This is a genomic window from Prochlorococcus marinus str. MIT 1013 (assembly GCF_027359395.1).
Classification (GTDB): domain Bacteria; phylum Cyanobacteriota; class Cyanobacteriia; order PCC-6307; family Cyanobiaceae; genus Prochlorococcus_B; species Prochlorococcus_B marinus_E.
The window spans coordinates 1,667,161-1,690,342 of the sequence record NZ_CP114778.1 but is presented as its reverse complement, the minus strand read 5'-3'; the positions used below and the strand labels follow the sequence as shown (position 1 = coordinate 1,690,342).

Here is a 23,182-nt window from a genome sequence, read left to right as displayed (position 1 = left end):
TCATGAAGCAACTATTTGTTCTAGATCCAATTGAAAATATTAATCCCAACAAGGATTCATCAGCAGCACTTATGCAAGCCGCATCTAGAGCTAAAATAGATGTTTGGATCTGTACTCCTTCTGACCTGCAAGCCCGAGGGGACGATGCATGGGTGGTTTCTAATAAGGTCAATTGTGAACCATGGATCACTGTCCATTCATCTCAAAGCCTTCCTTTAAGAGATTTCTCATGCATTTGGATGCGCAAAGATCCACCTGTTGATGAGGCTTTTTTATATGCAACTCATTTATTAGAAGTTGCAGAAAGAGATGGTGTCAATGTAATTAATAAGCCAGCATCACTGAGAGCTTGGAATGAAAAGTTAGGAGCTTTAAGGTTTAGTGATTTAATGGCTCCCACTCTTGTCGCGAGTCGAGTGGAGCAATTAATTACTTTTGCAAAAGAGTACGGAGAAGTTGTTTTAAAGCCACTTGGAGGGAAAGGTGGGCAAGGAGTTATACGAATTGCAAAGGACGCTCCAGGCTTAGAGGCATTACTCGAACTAGTTACTTCACAAGAACATTTGCCAGTTATGATGCAACAATTTTTACCAGAAGTAATAAAGGGCGATAAAAGAATCCTTTTGGTTAATGGAGAGCCATTAGGTGCAATTAATAGACGTCCAAAAAAAGGAGACTTCAGAAGCAACCTAGCTTTAGGTGGCAAAGCTGAGATAACTAAATTAACTGCTAAAGAAATAGAGATATGTGATCAAATAAAGCCTGCTTTACAAGATGAAGGGCTATTTTTTGTTGGTATAGATGTTATAGGAGGAATGCTAAGTGAGATTAATGTTACAAGTCCAACTGGTATTAGAGAAGTAGAAAACCTAATGAATGTTCCATTAGCAGATCAAGTAATTAATTATCTTATAGATCATTTGAACAATTAACCCTATCTAAGTTTAATTGATTTCTTAAAACTTCAAATTTCAAAGCCACCTCTTGCATTTCCCCTTCAACAGTTGAGCCTTTTACTAGGCCAGCACCAGCAAACAATTTAAGTTCATACCCTCTCACATGTCCGTAACGAATGGCCACCCTAAATTCTGAATTTTGATTTTTATCTATCCATCCAATTGGAGAAGCATATGTTTGACGGTCAAATGGTTCCAAAGCTCTCAACCAACTCAAAGATTTACTCAAAGGCAATCCAGCAACTGCAGGAGTTGGATGAAGAGCTTCAACTAAGTCAAGAGGAGATTTCTCTTTGACACATGCTTGAATAAGAGTATGCAAATGAATTAAATGGCCTTGAGTAATTAATTTTGGTTGAGGGGAATGACTTGCTTTAATACCTTTTCTTAAAAGTTGTTCGACAATAGAGTTAACTACAAAATGGTGTTCTCTTAAATCTTTGGAAGATGCAAGTAATTCTTGTCCATCATCACCCTTTTTTGCAGTACCAGCCAAAGCATCGATTAATAATTGATTTTGATTTAGACTTATCAATCTCTCAGGTGATGCACCAAAAAATGACTCATCATAATTTTTTTGCCATAGGAATCGACAACTATTAGTTTGCTGAACTCTTAAGCGAGCAAGTAAGTTCAGCGGATCTAATGGTTTTCTGAGGGAAAGGCGTTGTCTCGTAGCCAATACAAGTTTATCCAAATCACCTGAATTGATTAATTCGATCCCTTTTGCCAACGCATCTCGATATTGAGATTTCCAATCATTCGAAAAATTATCGACTAAGAAATTTTCTTTTACATCATGTAAATTTCGGACTGGTGATCTATTTATCTTTTCTCGAATTGACCATAATCTTTCTACAGATTCACGAACATCTGAAGGGTTTAGGGCAACTGAATTTAAACGTAACCATGTCAATCCATCTTTTGCAGTTAATTGCCACTTAGGCAAAACAGCCTGCAGGGAAAATTTATCATCTATTGATTTTTCATTACTCTTAATTTGATCAAAAAAAGAAAATGAAAATAGAATCCTTGATGCTGAAAATGCTGGACTTGGAGAAGTATCTATTAATCGAGTAAAAATCTCATCACTAAACCTTTGTGCATTTTCAAACCTCTTTGGTCCAGATAAATCCAAAGATTGACAATGTCCTCCGGCAGAAATGCACAATCTGGGAGATAGATCCCAAAGAAATCTAAACTGATTTTTTTCAGCAATTAAAGGTAATGTCGTTAATGGGTCTGATTGACTTACAGGAACAGAAATGCTCAAGATACATTCATCAACTTTTCGTTCACTCCATTTCCGAAGAGAACCAACTAAAAGCTCACTAAAGACAGGTTCTAAATTCATAACCAATTAGAGCCTTTAGACATAAATAAACCAATACATGAACTGCTGCCTAGTCTTAAGGAAGGAACCAAGAAACAAACAGAACAGGTTATTTTATCAGTGAAGTCTTCTACAATTGAAAAGAAACATCTTTGGCAAGCTGCAATTAAGTGGCCATTATATTCAGTCGCAATAATGCCTGTAATATTGTCGGCAGCATGGGAGCTAGGGAATAGCGGCAATATTCGTCTAGGACAATTCATAGGTTTTCTAATTGCCTCTATCTTGATTTTGCTTTGGGAGAATCTTACCAATGATCTTTTTGACGATGAAACTGGCGTTGACAAATACAAATTCCACTCCGTAGTCGCTTTAACGGGTAATAAAACCACTGTAAGTCGAGTTGCATATTTTTCTCTTTTATTAGGTTTATTTATCATATTTATCGTTGCTCTAAAAAGTAAAATAACAGTACTTTTTTTGGTCTTAATTTGTTGTTTTCTTGGATATTTATATCAAGGGCCACCATTTAGGCTGGGGTACAAGGGATTGGGAGAACCCCTTTGCTGGATAGCCTTTGGCCCGCTTGCTACAGCTGCAGCACTAATTGTTGTTTCTCCAAAATCTAATTTTCATGCCATCCCCTGGGGAACAGCAGTGATGGTTGGGGCAGGTCCGGCGATGGCGACCACTTTGGTTCTATTCTGTTCGCATTTTCATCAAATCAATCAAGATGCTGCTGTCGGTAAAAAATCACCCTTAGTTATTTTAGGCACTCATCGAGCGGCAGAATTTTTACCGTGGTTGGTTGGTCTAATATTTTTATTAGAATTATTACCAGTACTAATTGGAGTATGGCCAATAACGACTCTTATATCTTTAATTAGCCTTCCTTCAGGTGTAGATCTTATCAAATTAATTAAAAGACATCACAACCAACCTGAGCGTATTAAAAACAGTAAGTTTTTAGCTTTGCGCTTTCAGACAATTAATGGTTTATGCTTGAGTGCAGGTTTTGCTATATCCTCATTTCTTTATAATTAATTTTTGATTTTGTTGAATCATGAAATTAATAATTAATATCAAGCCATTTTCATTTCAACTAACACGAAAGTTAAAAACCTCGCAAGGAAGTATTCATAACAAGGTAGGTTTGTTGTTGCAAATAAAAGACTCAGACGGGAATTACGGATGGGGTGAAGTATCACCTATTGAGAAAAAGGAATTACAAAAAAGTATCCAAAGTCTTGATTTTATTGGAAGAAAAACTACAAAAGATTCAATAGAAAATTATTTATGTGAATTACCAGGAGCACTTGCTTTCGGATTAGGAAGCTGCTTAGCCGATTTAGAAAATCTCACTAAAAGCAAGTTAAATTTTGAAGGCTTTGACATCGCAAAATCAGCTTATCTTTTACCTACAGATATTGATCCATTAGAGTCAATAGTTAAATATGTAGAGGTATCAAATGACAAGAAAAGTTTTTGTACAATAAAATGGAAAGTATCTCACCAAGCAAATAACTTTAAGGAAGAGAAAACATTACAAAAAATCTTAGATATTTTACCAAAGAATTTTAAACTTAGAATTGATCCCAATGGAGGATGGAGTCGCGAAAAAGCACAAGAATGGATTAACGAACTTAAAAACGAACCTCGTTTGGAATGGATTGAACAGCCACTCCCATCAAAAGATATTGAAGGTTTATTTTCATTAGCTAATCAAATTCCAATCGCACTAGATGAATCTTTGGTTGAATTTCCATATTTACGAAAAACATGGAAAAGTTGGCAAATACGTCGCCCTGCATTAGATGGTGATCCTAGATTACTGTTAAAAGAAATAGAACAAAAAGATAGTCAAACAGTTATAAGCACAGCTTTTGAAACTGGTATTGGGAGAAGATGGATTAATCACCTCGCTGCCAGGCAAATCAAAGGGGGAAATCCTTGTGCACCTGGACTTGCACCTGGATGGTGCCCCAAAGGCCCACTCTTTAACAACAATCCAAAATTAGTCTGGGAAGCCGTATGAGCAAAATTGCAGTTGTAAAATGTATTCCTGAAAAAAACCTGGAATGTTCAAAAGAAATTTTGAACAATTTTGAAAAGCACAACTGGGTATATCTAGCACCTCCAAAAGATCAAACGAAAATTCCCACATCGTCAACTGTACCTGAAGGAAAAGGAATAATCATTTCAAGTGGGGGGAGCATTGGAGGACCAAATCTTTGTTTACAATCAATTAAAAATCTAACTAATTCGGCTTTGGCAACTGGAAATTGGTTAAAGAATCATGGCCTTAAGCCAAATGAGTGCATCATTCTCAATTCACTACCTTTACATCATATAAGTGGTTTCATGCCTTGGTGGAGACATCACACGTGGCGATCGGAGTATCACTGGATTTCACCTTCTTTAATGCATAAACCACTTCAACTTAAGCAGTTTAGTGAAGCATTAACTCATAAATATAGACGTCCATTGATCACATCCCTAGTTCCAACTCAATTATCGTCTTTGATTGATAATTCTGATGGTTTAAAATGGCTTCAATCTCTAGCTATAATCTGGGTTGGAGGGGCTTTGATCTCCACAGATCTTGCTGACAAAGCGCGAAGAAAGTCTATTAATCTAGCTCCTTGCTATGGGGCTACCGAAACTGTTGCAATGGTGACTTGCCTAAGTCCCAAAGATTTTTTAAAAGGAAGTAATAGTGTTGGGTTCCCTCTCGAAGATGTTGAGATAGAAATCAGCAAAAGAAATTCCCTTAAGATTAAAACTAGTAGGATTGCAACTTCAAAATGGAAAAATGATAAATTCGAATCAATTACAGACGCAAATGGATGGTGGGAAGCAGGCGATTTAGCGCAATACATCACTCTCGACAATAGAAAAGCAATACAAATCCTAGGCAGAAGAGATTCAGCTATAAATTCTGGTGGTGAAACTATTTTCCCAGAAGATATCGAAATGGAATTAATGAAATTAATCTCGAAAAATCAAATCCCAATTAAAGACATTTTTGTAGTAGGAGTTAGTGATAAGAAATGGGGACAACGTTTAGTTGCCTTAACTAAATTCAAAGAAAAAGGAATCAACAAATATCCAATTATCTCTCTTCTGACTGATCTCATTGAAGACTGGCAACCATCCAAAAAGCCACTGAACTGGTACGATTGTCCAAAACTTTCAAGAAATATCAATAAAAAATGGGAAATAAAAAAATGGCAAGATTGGATAGCCTTTAATAGACCTATTAACTAAAAACTCAAACTAGATTCATGAAGCCACAAATTTATTTGCTTAGATAATGCACATATGTCTCTAGTAATTGGATTTATCGATACATGTTTAATATTTACCATGCCGATTTTCTCACCATTTTTTTTTAATTTAAATCGAAGTACAAATGAAGAGTCATTTATCTTCTCTGGATTTAGTTCGATATTGATAATATCTCCAACATAAAGTGGTTGAAAATAATTTGCTTCACAATGAACTACTGGCAACGCTACATCCAGTTGGCTTGTATTGATTTGGTTTGTGGGAAAAATTTCTTGTAAAACTACTCCATATTTTTTTAAACTTGCTTCCCAAGTTTCATGACACCATCTGAATAATTCAAGAAAATGCACCACGCCGGCAGCATCTGTCTCACCAAAACGAACGGTTCTTTTCAAACATAACCATTCTCTAGGATGACGCTTTTCCAAAGAACCTATCTATCAACAGAACCCATAATCACATCAATAGAACCTAAGATAGCCATTATGTCAGCGACCTTAGCTCCCTTCAGTATGTGAGGAAGTATCTGCAAATTATTAGAATCAGCCGCTCTAATTTTAAACCGCCAAGGAGTTACATCATTATTACCTTGAATAAATACTCCTATCTCTCCTTTCCCAGACTCAAGGCGTGTATATAATTCACCATTAGGAATCTTAAAAGTAGGTGCAACCTTCTTAGCGACATATTGATAATCAAAGCCTGACATATCACCTTTTTTTTCCTCAACTGTCCTTTTTGCCTCAAGATTTTCTGTTGCCCCCCCTGGAATCATCTCACAAGCTTGTCGCAATATTTTTAAAGACTGTCTCATTTCTTCAATACGAACTCTATATCTTGCATAACAATCCCCCTCTTTCTCCCATGCAATATCCCATTCAAAATCGTCATAACATTCATAATGATCTACCTTTCTCAAATCCCATGGAACACCTGCAGCCCGAAGCATTGGACCAGAAAGACTCCAGTTAATCGCTTGCTCTTTTCCAATCACACCTAAACCTTCTATACGTCTACGAAAGATAGGGTTATTAGTTATCAATTTTTCGTACTCATCAATCTTCGGACCAAACCAATCACAAAAATCTTTGCATTTTTCTAACCAACCCCAAGGCAAATCACATGCAACGCCACCAATACGAAAATAATTATTATTAATCAATCTTTGACCAGTTGCAGCCTCCCATAAATCGTAAATCATCTCTCTTTCTCTAAAAATATAGAAGAAAGGAGTTTGAGCCCCTACATCAGCCAAAAATGGGCCTAACCATAACAAATGATTAGCGATCCTATTCAACTCAAGCATTATCACTCTGATATAACTTGCTCTCTTAGGTACCTTTATATTTGCTAAACGCTCAGGAGCATTAACAACAATGGCTTCGTAAAACATACCAGCCGCATAATCCATGCGACTCACGTAAGGAACAAACATAACGTTTGTTCTATTCTCAGCAATTTTCTCCATCCCTCTGTGCAAGTAACCAATAACTGGTTCACAATCAACAACATCCTCTCCATCAAGGGTTACGACCAATCGCAATACCCCATGCATTGATGGATGATGTGGCCCAAAGTTGACCACCATTGGCTCCGTACGCGTTTCAAGCTGCGTCATTGGGCCCAACCAAAGCAATGTCTAAATACTAGTGAAAACTTATGAAAGAAGGGCCAATTAGTTCAAGTTCTAACTTTAATCATGTCCCAATAATGGGGAAAGAAATAATTCAATCACTAAAGGAATTACCAAGTGAATTAACAAAACAAGGATTAATTATTGATGCCACCATTGGAGGAGGGGGGCATTCAGCTCAAATACTAGAGAATTTCCCAGGAATCAAAATTATTGGGATTGATCAAGATCCAATAGCTAGAGAAGCAGCATCAAAAAGATTAATAAAGTTCGGCACACGAATAGAAATAATCTCTACAAACTTCGCAGACTTTTCACTTAACAAACAAGCCATTTGCGTCTTAGCGGATCTTGGAGTTAGTAGTCATCAACTTGATGAGCCTTCACGAGGTTTTAGCTTTCGTTTAGATGGTCCGGTAGACATGAGAATGAATCCTGAGAAAGGTCTAAGTGCAGCCGAACTTATTGACACTCTATCTGAACAGGATTTAGCAAATTTAATATATAACTTAGGAGAAGAAAAACGTTCTAGACGTATTGCAAGAAAAATCAAAAATGATCTTGCAGAAAATGGAGCATACAATGGAACTCAAGCTCTTTCTTATGCAATTGCCGGTTGTTTTCCACCCAAGCAAAGACATGGCAGAATTCATCCTTCAACTAGAACTTTTCAGGCTTTAAGAATAGCTGTTAATAATGAATTGGAATCGCTGGATAGCTTATTAAAAAAAGCTCCAAACTGGTTGTTAGAGGATGGACTATTGATGATAATGAGTTTTCATTCACTAGAAGATAGAAGAGTTAAATCGAGTTTTAAAACTGACAATAGATTAAAAATACTCTCTAAAAAACCCTTGAGAGCAAGTCCTCAAGAAATAGAATTAAATCCAAGAAGTAAAAGTGCAAAGTTAAGAATTTCTGCAAAGAAATTCTTAAAATAGACTTAAATTATTTTCTAAGATTAATCACTATATTTGTAATAATCTCAATAGCCTCTTTGATATCTTTCTCAGTAGTATTTCTCCCAATACTCATCCTTATTGATGCTTCAGCATCTTTTTTGCAGAGCCCTATCTCCTTTAGAACATGAGAAGCTTCACCATTACTGCAAGCTGAACCACTAGTACAAAAAATAAACCTTCTTAATTGACCATGCAATTGACTTCCATGCACACCAGGGAAAGTGATATTTAGATTATGAGGCAATCTTTGATCGATAGATCCATTAACAATCAATCCAGAAATATTCTTTTTTAACCCGTTCAACAATAAGTTTCTAAAAAATAAAAGTCTCTTATTCCTTTCATCCTGATCATTTTTTGTTATTTCGACTGCCTTTGCAAAGCCAACAATTAAAGGGACAGGGAGCGTTCCAGATCTTAATCCAAGCTCCTGACCTCCTCCATATTGAGACGGTTCAAGAGGGAATCCTTCCCTAATCACCAAAGCCCCAATCCCTTTAGGGCCATAGATTTTGTGAGCACTCAAGCTCATCAAATCAATGCGTAATTTATCGGGGTCTAAATCTAAGTATCCCAAGGCTTGAGCGGCATCAGTGTGAAAAGCGATTCCTTTTCTCTTACAAAAAGACCCAATTTCAGAAATAGGTTGCAAAACCCCTATCTCATTATTTGCAGCCATGACACTAACCAAAAAAGTATCTTTTTCAACAGCTTCAGAAAGTTGTTGAATATTGATTAAACCATCTTTATTCGGTTGTAATTCTGACAAACGGAACCCTTCTTTTTGAAGTTGCCTAAGCGGATCAAGGACTGCATGATGTTCAGTTGAAACGGTAATTATGTGTCCAGGTTTTCCAATAAGTTGTGCTTTAGCTCTTGCATGTCCAACTAAACCCAAATTATTCGCTTCTGTTGCCCCACTCGTGAAAATCAATCTTTTAGGCTCGATATTCAAATATGAAGCTATTTTTTCACGAGATACTTCTACGGCAGCTGAAGCAAAAACACCTGATCGATTATTAGTATTAGAGGGATTACCCCACAACTCATTCCAATAAGGAGCCATCTCCTTAACGACCTTCGTAGAGCATGGTGTTGAGGACTGAAAATCAAAAATCAGATGATTATTATCCATTGATTCATTCGTTAAGCTAAATAATAGAGAGGAATAAAGGTTAATATCATCTTTAAAAACTCTATAAGTCCAATTTTTATGAGTGACCCAAATCCATCAACACAAGAAGTTTCTCAGACTCCAAGGATATTACTTGTCGATGACGAGCCTGGGTTAAGAACTGCTGTCCAGGCTTATCTTGAAGATGAGGGATTTCAAGTTACAACCGCTATAGATGGAGAAGAGGGATGGGAAAAAGCTCAAAAAATGATTCCTGATGTAATTATCAGTGACGTCATGATGCCTAGATGTGATGGTTATGGACTTTTAAAAAAAATTAGAGAAGATGAAAGACTTGGAGGTACACCTGTCATTTTCCTTACTGCTAAGGGTATGACTGCTGATAGAACTCAAGGGTATCAAGCAGGTGTAGACGACTACATGCCAAAACCATTTGATCCCGATGAGCTAGTTGCAAGAGTTAAGAATGTAGTTCAGAGGCAAGAGCGATTATTAACTGAAGCAGCCAGATTTGCGAATGCTGATGTTGGCCAAATGGCAAAACAGATTACAGAAATCAAATCAATGCTTAGCCATGGGGATAAAAACAACTCACGGAAAGATGATTCGATTCCTAATTTCACCCCAAGAGAGGCAAGCGTTTTGCAACTAGTAGCGGAAGGTTTAATGAACAAAGAAATTGCAAGACAACTTGAGACTTCTATCCGCAATGTAGAGAAATATGTGAGTCGATTATTTATTAAAACCGGCACTTCTAGTAGAACAGAATTAGTTAGATATGCACTTGAGAATCATTTGGTTACCTAAATGTGTTTTTGAAAAATAAAAATTTTAGTTCTTTAGTATTTCACAAATTCTATTAGTTTCGAGAAATAGAAAGGAGCTTGATTCAACTTGCTTTTGATTACTTTAAAGCCAGATTGCTTTGCAGCTTCTATAATTCCAGCCTCCCTTAATGTATAGGCCCGAGTAGTTTTACTTGGTCCAGGGAATAGTTGACCAATACCTTTCAAAAGGGCTAGTAAAGGAGTATAAGGAGCAAAGCTAACAATTAATCTCTCATCAGATAATTGACAGAGATGTTTCACCATTGCCTCAGCCTCCTTTTGAGGGTAGTGAATGAAAACATCTAAGCAAATAACTGTATTAAATGAACCTTTTAAATTTTCTAAATCAGATGTTCGAAAATTCAGCTTATTTAAGTCCAAACCTGCTTCCTTTGCCCTGTTTTTTGTCTCATTTATCATCGCTTCAGAAATATCACTTAAATGAATCGATTTAGCACCCAATTTTGCCAATGGAATACTTAAACTACCAACACCGCAGCCAGCATCACAGAAACTTTTGTCCTTGATATTGTCATAAGCTTTCAACCAACTAATGACATCATCAACTGTCTTTTGGTGACCTATCCTTATATTTTTTTGCACTTTATTTACATCATCACTTTCGCTATATATTCGATTCCATCTATCAAACCCAGTCCCATTAAAATATTCTGTGACTTCGGCCTTTTCGTTGTTCTCAATTTGCGTTGTCATTTAATCAGATAATTACCTCTTACCAATCTTACGCAGCCATATGCCAAGACAACTCTTGATTACAAGAATTGATTTTCCATCGAAGTAAAGACTGAATATTTTTTCCAATAAAAAAAGATTTTAAAGTCATTTTCTTCTGACTTAATACCATACGTGGAGCAAGTGTTCCCATCCAAATAGCAGCAGAAGGATCATTAATCCATTTAGCTATTTTTTTGCATGCATCTAGTAAAGGCAGAGTAGATCCTGCAATTGTGTCATTTGGAAGTCTGCATAAACCATTTTCTACTGTAATCAAACGTTTGTCCCAATCAAACGATCCATCTCCTAAACCATAAGCTGATATTGCATCACTGACTAAAACAATTTGCTTTGGTGCAAGTATCTTTAAAAGCCTAATCATATCTGCATGAACATGAACACCATCAGCAATCAATCCTAGGAAGACATCGTCTCTTCTTGCAGCCGCTCCGATAGGTCCAATAGCTCGATGATGTAAACCTTTCATTGCATTAAAAGTATGTGTAACCATGGTCACTCCATTATTAAAAGCATTCATCGCCGAATCAAAATCAGCTGAAGAATGTCCCAGCGAAACCAAGATATTTAATTCTCTTAGACGAGAAATGACATCAAAAGAACCTATTAATTCTGGAGCCAATGTCATTAATGCTATGTCGTCTTCAAATCCCTTTATTCTCTGATTTAAAGCAGAAATACTTGGCTTACAAATACTTTCTATATCATGTGCTCCAGAATATGATTCGCATAAAAAAGGTCCTTCCATATGAGCACCAAGAAGTCGACATCTATTTTTCGAAGTATGTTTTTTAGCTTCCTTTAAGACCTTCATTCCTAATTGGAATTGATCTATAGAACAACTAACAAAAGTTGGACAAATTCCTTCCACTCCATCAAGCCAAAGTCGATCAAGCAATGTTAATAATTTAGGTATTTTATTAAAAGTTAAATCTGTAAATGAGATTCCTAAACCTCCATTTATTTGAAGATCAATCGCTCTTGGACTTAGCCAATCACCACACCAATCTTCGCCATAAATTGAATTTCTATTGGAACTTTTATCAATCGAGAGAATAATTCCATATTCATCTAAAACCAGTGAGAATAAACTATTTTCATCTTCGCTTTTATCTGGTTGAGGTAATTTAATGTTTTTAATTTTTCTCATTTCTTAAAAACTAAAAATAATTAATGCAGGATTCATAAATAATTGGCATTATTAAGAAGGAGATTTATAAAATCGAGAATTGTCTTTAACCGAAGCTAATACATTTAAGGAAGTGGCAGTAGTAATGGGTAGTGATTCAGACCTTAAAACTCTTCAGCCTGCGGTTGCAATTCTAGATCAATTTGGCATATCTAATGAAGTAAGGATCTTATCTGCTCATAGAACTCCAAAAGAAATGATGGATTTTGCTCAAATGGCAGAATCAAATGGTTTTGGAGTCATAATTGCTGGGGCTGGAGGGGCTGCTCATTTACCTGGAATGATCGCATCGCTTACGACCCTTCCAGTGATAGGAGTTCCCGTCAAAAGCAAGGCGCTTTCAGGAATAGATTCTATGTATTCAATATTGCAAATGCCCTCAGGCATACCAGTAGCAACGGTTGCCATTGAAGGAGGCCTAAATGCTGGCCTTTTAGCTACTCAAATTTTGGCAGTTAACAATACTGAATTAACAAATAAATTAAAAACCTACAGATCTGAGCTTCACGACCTTGTCGTAAAAAAAGATCAAAGACTTAAGGAGATTGGAGCTAAAACTTATCTAGAAAAAATGTCATGAACGTGAAATTCATTACTAAATTTACTAAGAAATTTTTGAAATAATATTTTTTTTCACAAGCAAGTTAGTAACTATGTCTACACATTTATCAATCTCTAGATTTCCAGTATCAATTTTCAATTCTGGAGACTGAGGATCTTCATAAGGACTTGAGATTCCAGTGAAATCTTTGATATCTCCATTTCTTGCCTTGGCATAAAGTCCTTTGGTATCTCTTGTTTCACAAACCCCTAAATCAGCTGAACAATATATTTCTATAAAATCATTTTCTCCAACTAATGATCTTGCATTATCGCGATCGGCTCTAAATGGTGATACGAATGCAGTCAAAACAATTATTCCAGCGTCAAGAAACAATTTAGAGACTTCGCCAATTCTTCTAATATTTTCTTCTCTATCAAGATCAGAAAAACCTAAGTCTTTGCATAAACCATGTCTGATGTTGTCACCATCTAAAACATAAGTTGAATAACCATTTTTGTGTAGAGCTACATTTACTGCATTAGCTAGCGTGCTTTTCCCTGAACCAGATAGACCTGTAAACCAAAGTATGGCACTGCTATGTCCTCTTTGCTGAGATCTAGCTTCTCTATTAACTGAAGATTGATGCCAAACTATATTGGTGGCTTTTGATAGAGGACTTTGGGATTTTTGTTCCATGAATTCAGACTAATTGTTTACTATTCTCCATGTTGATCGACACAGTTTAGTCCTAACCTCCACTCTGTTTTGGCCTAAAACCTTCCTTAAAAAGAAATTCTTGAGCTTTTGATATTTGATCTCCTTGTAACTCTAAAAAATCGCCTTTCAAAGCTCCACCTGTTCCGCAGGCTATTTTTAAATTCTTAAGAATTTTTTTTGCCTCTACTTGCTTTAATTCAAGTCCTTTAATAACAGTAACAAGTTTTCCTTTCTTTCCAGATCGAGTCCTTTCAATACGAACTTGTCGCTTTCCTTTAGGAGTAACACTATTTTGAGTGTCATTCTCTATTGTCTTAAGAGGGTCATTAAATTCACTCCAGCCACCTTTGGACATTTTCTTGTGTTTTGGCTGGCAACTATTTTCTTAATCTAAGGTGACAGATACACTCTCAACACAATTTAAAGATTCTGATTTATCTCCATTAATAAGGCCAAATGCTCTTGGTCGATTTGGTAAATACGGGGGGCAATATGTTCCTGAAACTTTAATACCTGCCCTTATTGAATTAGAGCAAGCTGCTAAAGAAGCATGGAAAGATTCTTCATTCAATTCAGAACTGAATCATTTACTAAAAACTTACGTAGGCAGATCGACTCCTCTATATGAAGCCACAAGATTAACTCAACATTACAGAAAAAATACATTAAAAGGACCACGGATTTGGCTTAAAAGAGAAGATTTAAATCACACAGGTGCTCACAAAATTAATAATGCACTTGGGCAAGCTCTTCTTGCGATACGGATGAGAAAAAAAAGAATTATTGCTGAAACTGGAGCTGGACAGCATGGAGTTGCAACTGCGACAGTCTGCGCTCGTTTTGGATTGGAATGCATTATCTATATGGGCAAAGAAGATATGAGAAGACAAGCCTTAAACGTGTTCCGAATGCGGTTGCTTGGAGCCTCAGTGAGGCCAGTAACAAGTGGAACTGCAACACTCAAAGATGCAACAAGCGAAGCGATTCGAGATTGGGTTACTAATGTTGAAACTACTCACTATATTCTCGGTTCAGTTGCGGGCCCACATCCATATCCAATGTTGGTAAGAGATTTTCACGCAGTTATTGGAGAAGAAACAAAGCAACAATGTAAGCAAGCTTTTGGGAGGTCTCCCGATGTGCTTTTAGCTTGTGTTGGTGGCGGATCGAATGCGATGGGTCTTTTCCATTCTTTCGTTGAAGACAAAAGTGTGCGAATGATTGGAGTTGAAGCTGCTGGAGATGGAGTCGAAACTGGTCGACATGCAGCGACAATTACTGAAGGAAGGATAGGAGTTCTTCATGGAGCCATGAGTCTCTTACTACAAGACAAAGATGGGCAAGTTGAGGAGGCGCATTCCATTAGCGCAGGTCTTGATTATCCAGGAGTTGGACCGGAGCATAGTTACTTAAAAGAAATTGGACGTGCTGAATATGCAGCTGTTACTGACACTGAAGCCATAGAAGCTCTGCAATTAGTTAGTAAATTAGAAGGTATTATTCCTGCGCTAGAGACCGCTCATGCATTTGCCTATCTGGAAAAACTTTGCCCAAATCTCAATCATGGTTCAGAAATTGTCATCAACTGTTCTGGCAGAGGAGATAAAGATGTGAATACAGTTGCTGAAAAAATAGGTTCAAAAATATAGAGTAAAAAGTCTATTAGTACCTTGGAACAGATTGATCAACATCAGTACTCCAAGCATCTATCCCTCCGACTAGATTCCAAACACTTTTAGTTATTCCTTGTTCTAAAAGCCAAATACCAAAATTCATACTTCTTACACCCGCATGGCAGACAACGACAATGGGCTGATTCAGCGGTAACAGTTCACCTATTTTATTTGACCAGTTTGCGGCCTGACTCAAAGGAAGATGTAATACTGAAAATGAAAATGAAGCAATAGCAATTTCATTGTCCTCCCTCACATCTACAATAAATGGTTTTTCAGAAGAATCATCTTCTAAGATTTTATTTAACTCTTTTGGAGATATATTTAAAGGAATCTTCTGGTTCATATTTTAGATTCTAAGTAAAAATCAAACTTTCTGTTATCTAAGTTCTAAAAGTATACAAACGCTCAAATAATAAAAATGAAATCACGTCTATCTTATTTTTTAATATCAGTAACAATAATTTCATCAATTTTCACAGGGATATTTATCTGGCGCAATAAGCAACTCAAGCAAACCCCTATCTATGAACAATCATTTAATGCTCCAGTTTCCTCGAAATATATACCAACAAATACTGATCTCATTTTTCACTGGAAACTCAATCCAGCCATAATTCCAAAATATATCGAAAATTTTCAGGATAAAGTTAGTCAACACACTATAAATAAACAAATAAGTTTTATTAGAGATTCTTCTTTTAAGTTGATTAGTCTTGATTTTGCAAAAGACATCTCAAAATGGGTAGGAGATTATGGGAGTTTTGCTATATTTGCTTCAAGCAACAAACCACTAAATGATTGGATTATGGTCTTAGCAATAAAAGAAGATGTAAATATTGAAAAAGAATTAGAATCTATTTCAGGCTCAGAAATCATTGATAATGCGAATAGAAAAATCAATGAATTAAGCACTTCAAAAATAAAAATAATTTCAAAAAAAATTAATTCAAATAACTCAATTTACTTTTCAAATGACAAAGATAATCTTTTAATAGCATCCAATCCGAAAATTATAAAAATGTCAATAGAAAAATTATATAGTAATCAATTAAATACCAAAAAAAATTATAAGAATATTCAATTAAAGGATAATCTAAAAGACGGTTTCTTATTATTAGAAATATCTCCAAAGAAAATTCTAAATCTTCTAGGTCAAGAAGAAAAATTATTTGAGATCAATAAGATAGATAAGTTAATATCTTCTATAAATTTAGATAAAAATAAATTAAATTTAGAAGGAATCATATCTTACGATATTAAAACTAAAATGCAGGTTAAAGATATTAAATATAATTTAATTGATATAAAAAATGAATCTGAATTACTTGAAGATTACATATTAGTTGATAATCCCAAACAGTATTTCGGGAAAGATTCTGTCCATCCATATCAAAAGCTTATAGCGAATCTAATAAAAGAATCTACGACTTCCGACTATTCTAACCTTTTCAAAATAATTCTAGAAAGTTCTAAAGGAAATTTGATTTGGGTAAAAGATAAAGACTGGTTCGTTTTGACTCGAAAATCTGATACGAGTAAAACAGAGATAAGTGATATTCTAAAAAAAGAGAACTTTTTAATTTCTAATCTGGATTTTAAAAACAGAAAGCTAGAGATTTGGTCAAAAATTAGTACTGATGAAAATGATAAATATGAGCTAAAAGAAAAAATCGAGGCAATTATCGAAGAAGATGAAGAGACTTACATATGGAGTCAAAACTTATCTTCTATTTCAAATTTTGATAATATAAATTATTCAGATACTGAAAAGAATACAGATAAATTTGATGATTTTGATGATGTCCTTAGAATACATTTAGGAGAAGAAAAAACTAAGACAGTCTTCAATAATTTCTATCCATATATCTTATTTAATACAATGCTAGGAAACAAACTATATCCCCCTCAAAATATTGATATAACTATTGCAGTCCCTACAATTAATTACCCAGACTTCATTAAAGTTAAAATCAACTTAAAAACAAGTTAATAAAAAGTTTAAAGTGCTATATTCAACATATAGTTTAATTCTATACAATAAAGTTCAAGTTGAAAATTATTTTTTCCAATTGAACAGAAAAATTATTTTGCAGGAGCTAAAGCCATAGATAACAAACAAAAGACAACTAATTTGGTTCTAAAGCCAGGCTTGGAAGGGGTTCCAGTAACCAATTCAGGGATATGCGAAATCAATGGAACAGAAGGAAAGCTGAACTACAGGGGTTATCCAATATCAGAGCTAGCCCAAAAAAGTAGTTTTTTAGAAACTGCATTTCTCTTGATATGGGGGGAACTTCCCACTAAAAATGAGCTTCATAAATTTGAAGAGGACGTTCAAATGCATAGACGAGTGAGCTTTCGAATTAGAGATATGCTTAAGTGTTTCCCAGAATCTGGGCATCCTATGGATGCTCTGCAAGCAAGTGCTGCATCTCTGGGCCTCTTTTATTCTCGAAGAGCAATTGATGATCCAAAATATATTTACGACGCAGTAGTTAGGTTGATTGCAAAAATTCCAACTATGGTTGCTGCTTTCGAGCAAATAAGAAAAGGAGACGATCCAATTCAACCCCAGGATGATTTACCATATTCTTCCAATTTCCTGTATATGCTCACCGAGAGGGAGCCAAATCCTCTCGCAGCAAGAGTTTTCGACAGATGTTTAATTCTTCATGCCGAGCACAGTCTCAATGCGAGTACGTTTAGCGCAAGAGTAACTGCCAGCACATTAACTGATCCATATGCTGTAGTAGCTTCTGCCGTTGGGACATTGGCTGGTCCTCTTCATGGAGGGGCCAATGAAGATGTGATAGCAATGCTAGAAGAGATTGGAAGACCTGAGAAGGCCTCTTCATTTCTCAATGATGCAATTGCAAAAAAAAGGAAAGTCATGGGCTTTGGGCACAGGGAGTATCGTGTCAAAGATCCTAGAGCAACAATTTTACAAGCCTTCGCAGAGGAACTTTTCTCGGAATTTGGTAAAGATGAAATGTATGAAGTAGCCAAAGCACTTGAAGAAGAGGCCATTTCCAAACTGGGGCCAAAAGGTATATTCCCAAATGTTGACTTTTACTCCGGACTTGTTTATCGAAAACTTGGTATTCCTCGAGATTTGTTTACACCGGTTTTTGCGATTTCCAGAGTTGCTGGTTGGTTGGCTCACTGGAGAGAGCAACTTGGAGCAAATAGAATTTTTAGACCATCACAAATTTACGAAGGAGCAAAAATCAGAAATTGGCAGCCTCTTGAGAGTAGATAATTTGAAATTTATTTTTTTCTAATTTAAAATTAATTCAAAATTACACTAACCTTAGTTAATAGATTAAATATTAGAAGTGAATTCAGGTATAGACCTTGAAATGAGTTTTACCCAAGGTGTTCAAAACCTTGGTTTATCGCATGAATTAGCACATCTTTTATGGATCCCTCTTCCAATGCTTTTAGTATTGGTGTCAGCTGTAATTGGAGTATTAGTAACAGTATGGCTTGAACGAAAAATTTCTGCAGCAGCTCAACAGAGAATTGGGCCTGAATATGCAGGTGCACTTGGTATTCTTCAACCAATGGCAGACGGTTTGAAACTTTTAGTTAAAGAAGACATTATTCCAGCAAGGGCAGACAGTGTTCTATTTACAGTTGGTCCGATATTAGTTTTAGTTCCGGTAATTCTATCTTGGTTAATTGTTCCTTTTGGTCAAAATCTTTTAATTAGCAATGTAGGAATAGGAATCTTTTTATGGATTGCCCTAAGTAGTATTCAGCCCATTGGTCTACTAATGAGTGGCTATTCCTCCAATAATAAATATTCTTTGCTAGGTGGACTTAGAGCAGCCGCTCAATCAATTAGTTATGAAATTCCACTAGCGCTTTCGGTTTTGGCAATAGTTATGATGAGTAATTCATTAAGTACTGTTGATATAGTTGAGCAACAAAATACTGCTGGTTTTCTTAGCTGGAATATATGGCGACAACCTATAGGTTTTATTATTTTTTGGATCTGTGCGTTAGCTGAATGTGAGAGACTCCCTTTTGATTTGCCCGAGGCAGAAGAAGAACTTGTAGCTGGTTATCAAACTGAATATGCAGGTATGAAATTTGCTCTGTTTTATTTAGCTGGATACATAAATCTTGTTTTATCTGCTTTACTTGTTTCCGTTCTGTACTTAGGAGGATGGGGTTTTCCGATCTCAATTGATTGGTTTGCATCTTTGATAGGTCTTTCAATTGATAATCCATTGGTTCAAATCATTGCTGCTTCTGTTGGAATTGTTATGACAATCCTCAAGGCTTATTTACTTGTTTTTTTAGCAATCTTATTAAGATGGACTACTCCAAGAGTTCGGATTGATCAACTACTTGATTTAGGTTGGAAATTTCTTTTACCTATTTCACTGGTCAATTTACTTGTAACTGCTTCACTTAAACTGGCATTTCCTATGGCATTTGGCGGATAAAAGAAAAGCAACACAATCGCTATTTTTTTAAGTAAAACTACCTACATTTACTTGAAAAAAACTGTATAATGACTAATGTAAATACAGGCCAGCAGCAGGAAATTTAATATGCTTGGTTTCCTTGAAAAAGTTGCCGACTACACTAAAGAAGCAATTAGTGCAGGAAAATATTTAGTTGATGGATTAGGCGTTACGTTTGATCACATGCGTCGAAGACCTGTAACAGTTCAATATCCATATGAGAAGCTAATCCCCTCTGAGCGTTATAGAGGAAGGATTCATTATGAATTTGATAAGTGTATTGCTTGCGAAGTTTGCGTAAGGGTATGCCCAATTAATCTTCCAGTTGTTGATTGGGTAATGAATAAAGAAACCAAGAAAAAAGAATTGAGAAATTATTCAATTGACTTTGGTGCATGTATTTTTTGTGGAAATTGTGTTGAATATTGCCCTACAAATTGTTTATCAATGACAGAAGAATATGAACTGGCTGCATTTGATAGACATAGCCTTAACTACGATAATGTTGCTCTTGGAAGATTACCAACAAGTGTGACTTCAGATCCATCGGTTCGTCCTTTAAGGGAATTAGCTTATTTACCCGAGGGAGTAATGGACCCCCATGAATTACCTTCGAACCAACAAAGAGCAGGTAAACTTCCAATTCAGATTATTAAAGAACTCCAAACAGATAAATTACAAGAAGAAGGAAATAATAATTCTAAAGATATTCTTCCAAAAAAACTTAACTAATAATTAATGAATATCGCTTACTCAACAGAATTAATTTGTTTTTTAGTTCTCAGTGCTGTCATAGTTTCTGGAAGTTTAGCAGTGGTTTTACTAGAAAATATTGTTTACTCAGCATTTTTATTAGGCGGCGTATTTATGGCTGTAGCAGGCTTATATCTTTTATTAAATGCTAGTTTTGTAGCTGCCGCACAAATTCTTGTTTATGTTGGAGCTGTAAATGTTTTGATATTATTTGCAATTATGTTGGTTAACAAGAAAGAGACGTTAAAACCAATTGAAGGACTGAAAACTAGAAAATTAATATCAGGTGGAGTATGTGGTGGACTATTAATTTTGTTATTGCGGGTTAGTATTACCACGAAATGGAACTTACCTGGACCAAGCTCCATTGGTGAAGAAGCAACTGAGAGAATTGGAGAACATTTATTCACAGATTATTTATTACCTTTTGAACTCGCTTCTATTTTGTTATTAATGGCTATGATTGGAGCAATTGTATTAGCAAGAAGAGATGTCACTATTTCAACAGGTGTAATAAATGATTTCAATAATAAAAAGTCCATAGTTGATAAGAAAATTCCTCTTCTTTCTGAAAATAGTTTAAAATGAATTCAAACTTAGTTTATAATTTTCTTTTTTGAGATGTTAGAAAATACTATTGGTCCAGTACCACTCCAAGCTTATCTCATAGTTGCAGCATTTCTTTTCTGCACTGGTGTATGGGGATTAATAAATAGTCGAAATGCTGTTCGTGTATTAATGAGTATTGAATTAATGCTTAATGCAGTAAATATAAATCTCATGAGTTTTTCATCCTATATAGATGGATCAATAATTAGAGGACAAGTATTTTCAATTTTTGTTATCACTGTCGCAGCAGCAGAGGCAGCTGTTGGGCTGGCCATACTACTTTCGTTATATAGAAATAGGGTTACTATTGACATGGAAAGCTTCAATCTACTCAAATGGTAGATATTATTAATGACCTCAAATCTGATCTGGATCTTATATAGATCAGATAGCGATTCTGCTTATAAAGAAACCTTAAATTGTAAGAAAATAATTGAAGGTTATGGTAAAAAAGTTTTAATCTCCAAAATAAGTATAGAAACAAATAATCTTAATGATTTATTTTCTATTTCTGATATTTCACCAGAGATAGCTATTGTTTTAGGAGGGGATGGAACAGTTTTAAAGGCCGCCAGATATTTATCCCCCAAAAATATACCCATATTAAGTTTTAATGTTGGAGGAAATTTAGGATTCCTGACCCATGATCGCCACATATTAAAGCAAGAAAATTTTTGGGAAACAATTTCAAATAATAGATTTATTATACAAAAAAGAATGATGCTTGAAGCAACAGTATTTAGCAAAAAGGATAATAATTTAAGTAATGTGAAAAGATCATTTTTTGCTCTAAATGATTTTTATTTACGATCTTGTACAGACGAAATAGCACCTACTTGTAGCCTTGAGCTGGCAATAGATGGCGAGGCTGTTGACAAATACAAAGGGGATGGACTTATCTTTTCTACTCCAACAGGATCAACTGCTTACTCTATGGCCGCAGGGGGGCCAATAATACACCCATCTATGGATGCGATAATTGTAAGCGCCATATGTCCAATGAGTCTGGCTAGTAGACCTATTGTGGTCCCTCCTAAATCCCAATTAGTTATAAAACCCATACGAGAAAAGAAGCAAAAAATAAAGTTATGGTTAGATGGATCTAGTGGTTGTCTAATTGAAGCTAATGATACATGCTTAATTAAAAAATCTAATCATTCAACCTCAATAATAATTTTAGATGAAAATCTTTCTTATTACAAAACAATCACTCAAAAACTTCATTGGGCTAGCAGCCTTAATGAGAGTAATAAATACTAAATTATGGGAATAGAAATCGAAAGAAGATTCTTAGTTAAAAACGAAGATTGGAAATCTCAGGTAATACTAAGTGAAGATTTTAGTCAAGCCTATTTAAACTCAAGTTTAGATGAATGGACCATTCGAGTAAGGATAATAGACAATGCAAAATCATACATCACATTAAAGTCCTCTCTAAATAGATTGGTAAACTATGAGTTTGAATATTCAATCCCTAATAAAGATGCTATTGAATTAATAAAATTATCAAATTATAAAATCACTAAAACTCGTTATCATCTAAAAATAAATAAAAAAGATTGGGTAGTTGATCTTTTTGATGGTTCAAATTCTTCTTTGAAAATTGCTGAAATTGAATTAAGTTCTGAATCCGAAGAAATTCAAGTCCCATCATGGTGTGGTCAAGAGATAACTGGGATCAAATCATTAAGTAATGCTTCTCTTGCAAAAACACCTATATCTGAGTTATCAATAAAAGATCGGATAAGACCCAAAGAATCCTAAGCAAAAAGGCGACTCGTCCTTTAGATTGTCTTTATAATCATCGTTAGCAATTACCATCTAACTATGTATCCTTCGCTAGAGGTATAACTTGTATGGTCTTTATGACACAGAGGGTATCCTTCGCTTCACTTGTACTGACAAGGAAGCTTGTATAGCATATGCAAAGTTATTTGAAATTTCGTCAATTGAATTTTCTCTAATGCCTCTATCAGATATCAATGAGGATGACAATAATTAGATCTTTTACGAATTTGTTTCATCTGGCAATGAACAACAATTGAACCCATCTCGGCATATCTTTCCATGATCCATTGCCCAATTTAATAAAGCCACTCTGTTTTTTGAACCTGTTTTTGTAAACATATTGCTCACATGGTTGTCTACAGTCCTTTTGCTAATTGTCAGTTTTTCAGCAATCTCTTGATTAGTGAGGCCATCTGCGACCAATCCTATAATCTCCATTTCCCTAGCAGACAGTCCCATATGGGACGAATTAGCGATCTCTCCTGTAAACATTCCCCTCACTCACAACTCTTTAATTAATACTACTTAGATTAGGGCCTTTAAT

Annotated in this window: 26 protein-coding genes; 16 read left to right on the top strand and 10 right to left on the bottom strand. The window is 35.4% G+C overall.

Annotation, left to right across the window (positions count from 1 at the left end):
- Positions 1-2: 2 nt before the first annotated feature.
- Positions 3-932: a glutathione synthase gene (gene gshB, locus O5633_RS09610; protein WP_269609472.1), complete on the top strand. Its 930-nt coding sequence runs from the start codon at positions 3-5 to the stop codon at positions 930-932.
- Here gshB and O5633_RS09605 read toward each other — a convergent pair.
- Positions 910-2,310, bottom strand: a complete 1,401-nt coding sequence (locus O5633_RS09605; RefSeq protein ID WP_269609470.1) for an isochorismate synthase — start codon at positions 2,308-2,310, stop codon at positions 910-912. The genes gshB and O5633_RS09605 overlap by 23 nt on opposite strands.
- Positions 2,311-2,409: 99 nt before the next feature.
- On the opposite strand from O5633_RS09605, the gene menA reads away from it, so the two are divergent.
- From menA to O5633_RS09590, 3 genes are read left to right on the top strand one after another with little or no spacing between them, the layout of a single operon-like run.
- A complete protein-coding gene (gene menA / locus O5633_RS09600) occupies positions 2,410-3,333 on the top strand; it encodes a 2-carboxy-1,4-naphthoquinone phytyltransferase (protein ID WP_269609469.1) in 924 nt (307 codons plus the stop codon).
- A gap of 19 nt (positions 3,334-3,352) precedes the next feature.
- Positions 3,353-4,324, top strand: a complete 972-nt coding sequence (locus O5633_RS09595; protein ID WP_269609468.1) for an o-succinylbenzoate synthase — start codon at positions 3,353-3,355, stop codon at positions 4,322-4,324.
- Positions 4,321-5,556 (top strand): AMP-binding protein, encoded by a 1,236-nt coding sequence (locus tag O5633_RS09590; RefSeq protein ID WP_269609467.1) that lies wholly within the window; start codon positions 4,321-4,323, stop codon positions 5,554-5,556. Before O5633_RS09595 ends, O5633_RS09590 begins: the two co-directional genes overlap by 4 nt.
- On the opposite strand, the gene O5633_RS09585 is transcribed toward O5633_RS09590, so the two are convergent.
- Together O5633_RS09585 and O5633_RS09580 are read right to left on the bottom strand one after the other, a co-directional pair.
- The gene (locus O5633_RS09585) at positions 5,553-6,005 is read right to left on the bottom strand and encodes an acyl-CoA thioesterase (protein WP_269609465.1); all 453 of its coding nucleotides are present in this window, start codon (positions 6,003-6,005) and stop codon (positions 5,553-5,555) included. The genes O5633_RS09590 and O5633_RS09585 overlap by 4 nt on opposite strands.
- A 5-nt stretch (positions 6,006-6,010) precedes the next feature.
- On the bottom strand, positions 6,011-7,195 hold the full coding sequence (locus O5633_RS09580) for an NAD(P)H-quinone oxidoreductase subunit H (protein ID WP_269609464.1): 1,185 nt from the start codon (positions 7,193-7,195) through the stop codon (positions 6,011-6,013).
- 41 nt (positions 7,196-7,236) lie between these two features.
- Here O5633_RS09580 and rsmH point away from each other — a divergent pair, with 41 nt between their 5' ends.
- Positions 7,237-8,151: a 16S rRNA (cytosine(1402)-N(4))-methyltransferase RsmH gene (gene rsmH, locus O5633_RS09575; RefSeq protein ID WP_269609463.1), complete on the top strand. Its 915-nt coding sequence runs from the start codon at positions 7,237-7,239 to the stop codon at positions 8,149-8,151.
- Positions 8,152-8,158: 7 nt separating this feature from the next.
- Here rsmH and O5633_RS09570 read toward each other — a convergent pair whose 3' ends face one another.
- Positions 8,159-9,307, bottom strand: coding sequence for a cysteine desulfurase family protein (locus O5633_RS09570; RefSeq protein ID WP_269609462.1), 1,149 nt, complete (start codon positions 9,305-9,307; stop codon positions 8,159-8,161).
- Positions 9,308-9,385: 78 nt separating this feature from the next.
- Between O5633_RS09570 and O5633_RS09565 the strand changes: the two genes are divergently transcribed.
- Positions 9,386-10,114, top strand: coding sequence for a response regulator transcription factor (locus tag O5633_RS09565; RefSeq protein ID WP_269609461.1), 729 nt, complete (start codon positions 9,386-9,388; stop codon positions 10,112-10,114).
- Between the two features lie 32 nt (positions 10,115-10,146).
- Here the strand turns inward: O5633_RS09565 and bchM are convergent, their stop codons facing one another.
- A complete protein-coding gene (bchM, locus tag O5633_RS09560) occupies positions 10,147-10,848 on the bottom strand; it encodes a magnesium protoporphyrin IX methyltransferase (protein WP_269609460.1) in 702 nt (233 codons plus the stop codon).
- Positions 10,849-10,876: 28 nt separating this feature from the next.
- On the bottom strand, positions 10,877-12,037 hold the full coding sequence (locus tag O5633_RS09555) for an N-acetylglucosamine-6-phosphate deacetylase (RefSeq protein WP_269609459.1): 1,161 nt from the start codon (positions 12,035-12,037) through the stop codon (positions 10,877-10,879).
- Between the two features lie 79 nt (positions 12,038-12,116).
- Between O5633_RS09555 and purE the strand changes: the two genes are divergently transcribed.
- Positions 12,117-12,656 carry a 5-(carboxyamino)imidazole ribonucleotide mutase gene (purE, locus tag O5633_RS09550; protein ID WP_269609458.1) on the top strand — a complete coding sequence of 180 codons (540 nt, stop codon included), beginning with the start codon at positions 12,117-12,119 and terminating at the stop codon, positions 12,654-12,656.
- A gap of 24 nt (positions 12,657-12,680) precedes the next feature.
- Here purE and cysC read toward each other — a convergent pair whose 3' ends face one another.
- Both cysC and O5633_RS09540 read right to left on the bottom strand, forming a co-directional pair.
- Complete coding sequence (gene cysC, locus O5633_RS09545; RefSeq protein ID WP_269609457.1) at positions 12,681-13,316, bottom strand: adenylyl-sulfate kinase; 636 nt, start codon at positions 13,314-13,316, stop codon at positions 12,681-12,683.
- A gap of 52 nt (positions 13,317-13,368) precedes the next feature.
- Positions 13,369-13,692, bottom strand: coding sequence for a translation initiation factor (locus tag O5633_RS09540; RefSeq protein ID WP_269609456.1), 324 nt, complete (start codon positions 13,690-13,692; stop codon positions 13,369-13,371).
- Between the two features lie 40 nt (positions 13,693-13,732).
- Between O5633_RS09540 and trpB the strand changes: the two genes are divergently transcribed.
- Positions 13,733-14,986 carry a tryptophan synthase subunit beta gene (trpB, locus tag O5633_RS09535; protein ID WP_269609454.1) on the top strand — a complete coding sequence of 418 codons (1,254 nt, stop codon included), beginning with the start codon at positions 13,733-13,735 and terminating at the stop codon, positions 14,984-14,986.
- Positions 14,987-14,999: 13 nt separating this feature from the next.
- On the opposite strand, the gene O5633_RS09530 is transcribed toward trpB, so the two are convergent.
- A complete protein-coding gene (locus O5633_RS09530; protein WP_269609453.1) occupies positions 15,000-15,356 on the bottom strand; it encodes a rhodanese-like domain-containing protein in 357 nt (118 codons plus the stop codon).
- Positions 15,357-15,431: 75 nt separating this feature from the next.
- Between O5633_RS09530 and O5633_RS09525 the strand changes: the two genes are divergently transcribed.
- The 8 genes from O5633_RS09525 (at position 15,432) to O5633_RS09490 (ending at position 22,614) form a co-directional block, all read left to right on the top strand.
- On the top strand, positions 15,432-17,003 hold the full coding sequence (locus O5633_RS09525; protein WP_269609451.1) for a DUF3352 domain-containing protein: 1,572 nt from the start codon (positions 15,432-15,434) through the stop codon (positions 17,001-17,003).
- Positions 17,004-17,144: 141 nt separating this feature from the next.
- A complete protein-coding gene (locus O5633_RS09520) occupies positions 17,145-18,272 on the top strand; it encodes a citrate synthase (protein ID WP_269609450.1) in 1,128 nt (375 codons plus the stop codon).
- Positions 18,273-18,348: 76 nt separating this feature from the next.
- Positions 18,349-19,467, top strand: a complete 1,119-nt coding sequence (nuoH, locus tag O5633_RS09515) for an NADH-quinone oxidoreductase subunit NuoH (RefSeq protein ID WP_269609448.1) — start codon at positions 18,349-18,351, stop codon at positions 19,465-19,467.
- 108 nt (positions 19,468-19,575) lie between these two features.
- A complete protein-coding gene (ndhI, locus tag O5633_RS09510; protein WP_269609447.1) occupies positions 19,576-20,220 on the top strand; it encodes an NAD(P)H-quinone oxidoreductase subunit I in 645 nt (214 codons plus the stop codon).
- A 6-nt stretch (positions 20,221-20,226) separates the two neighbouring features.
- Positions 20,227-20,829, top strand: coding sequence for an NADH-quinone oxidoreductase subunit J (locus O5633_RS09505; protein ID WP_269609446.1), 603 nt, complete (start codon positions 20,227-20,229; stop codon positions 20,827-20,829).
- Between the two features lie 33 nt (positions 20,830-20,862).
- Positions 20,863-21,192, top strand: a complete 330-nt coding sequence (gene nuoK, locus O5633_RS09500) for an NADH-quinone oxidoreductase subunit NuoK (protein ID WP_269609445.1) — start codon at positions 20,863-20,865, stop codon at positions 21,190-21,192.
- Between the two features lie 9 nt (positions 21,193-21,201).
- Positions 21,202-22,110 carry an NAD(+) kinase gene (locus O5633_RS09495; RefSeq protein WP_269609444.1) on the top strand — a complete coding sequence of 303 codons (909 nt, stop codon included), beginning with the start codon at positions 21,202-21,204 and terminating at the stop codon, positions 22,108-22,110.
- 3 nt (positions 22,111-22,113) lie between these two features.
- Positions 22,114-22,614 (top strand): CYTH domain-containing protein, encoded by a 501-nt coding sequence (locus tag O5633_RS09490; protein ID WP_269609442.1) that lies wholly within the window; start codon positions 22,114-22,116, stop codon positions 22,612-22,614.
- Between the two features lie 243 nt (positions 22,615-22,857).
- Here the strand turns inward: O5633_RS09490 and O5633_RS09485 are convergent, their stop codons facing one another.
- Positions 22,858-23,130 carry a helix-turn-helix domain-containing protein gene (locus O5633_RS09485; protein WP_269609440.1) on the bottom strand — a complete coding sequence of 91 codons (273 nt, stop codon included), beginning with the start codon at positions 23,128-23,130 and terminating at the stop codon, positions 22,858-22,860.
- Positions 23,131-23,182 lie beyond the last annotated feature (52 nt).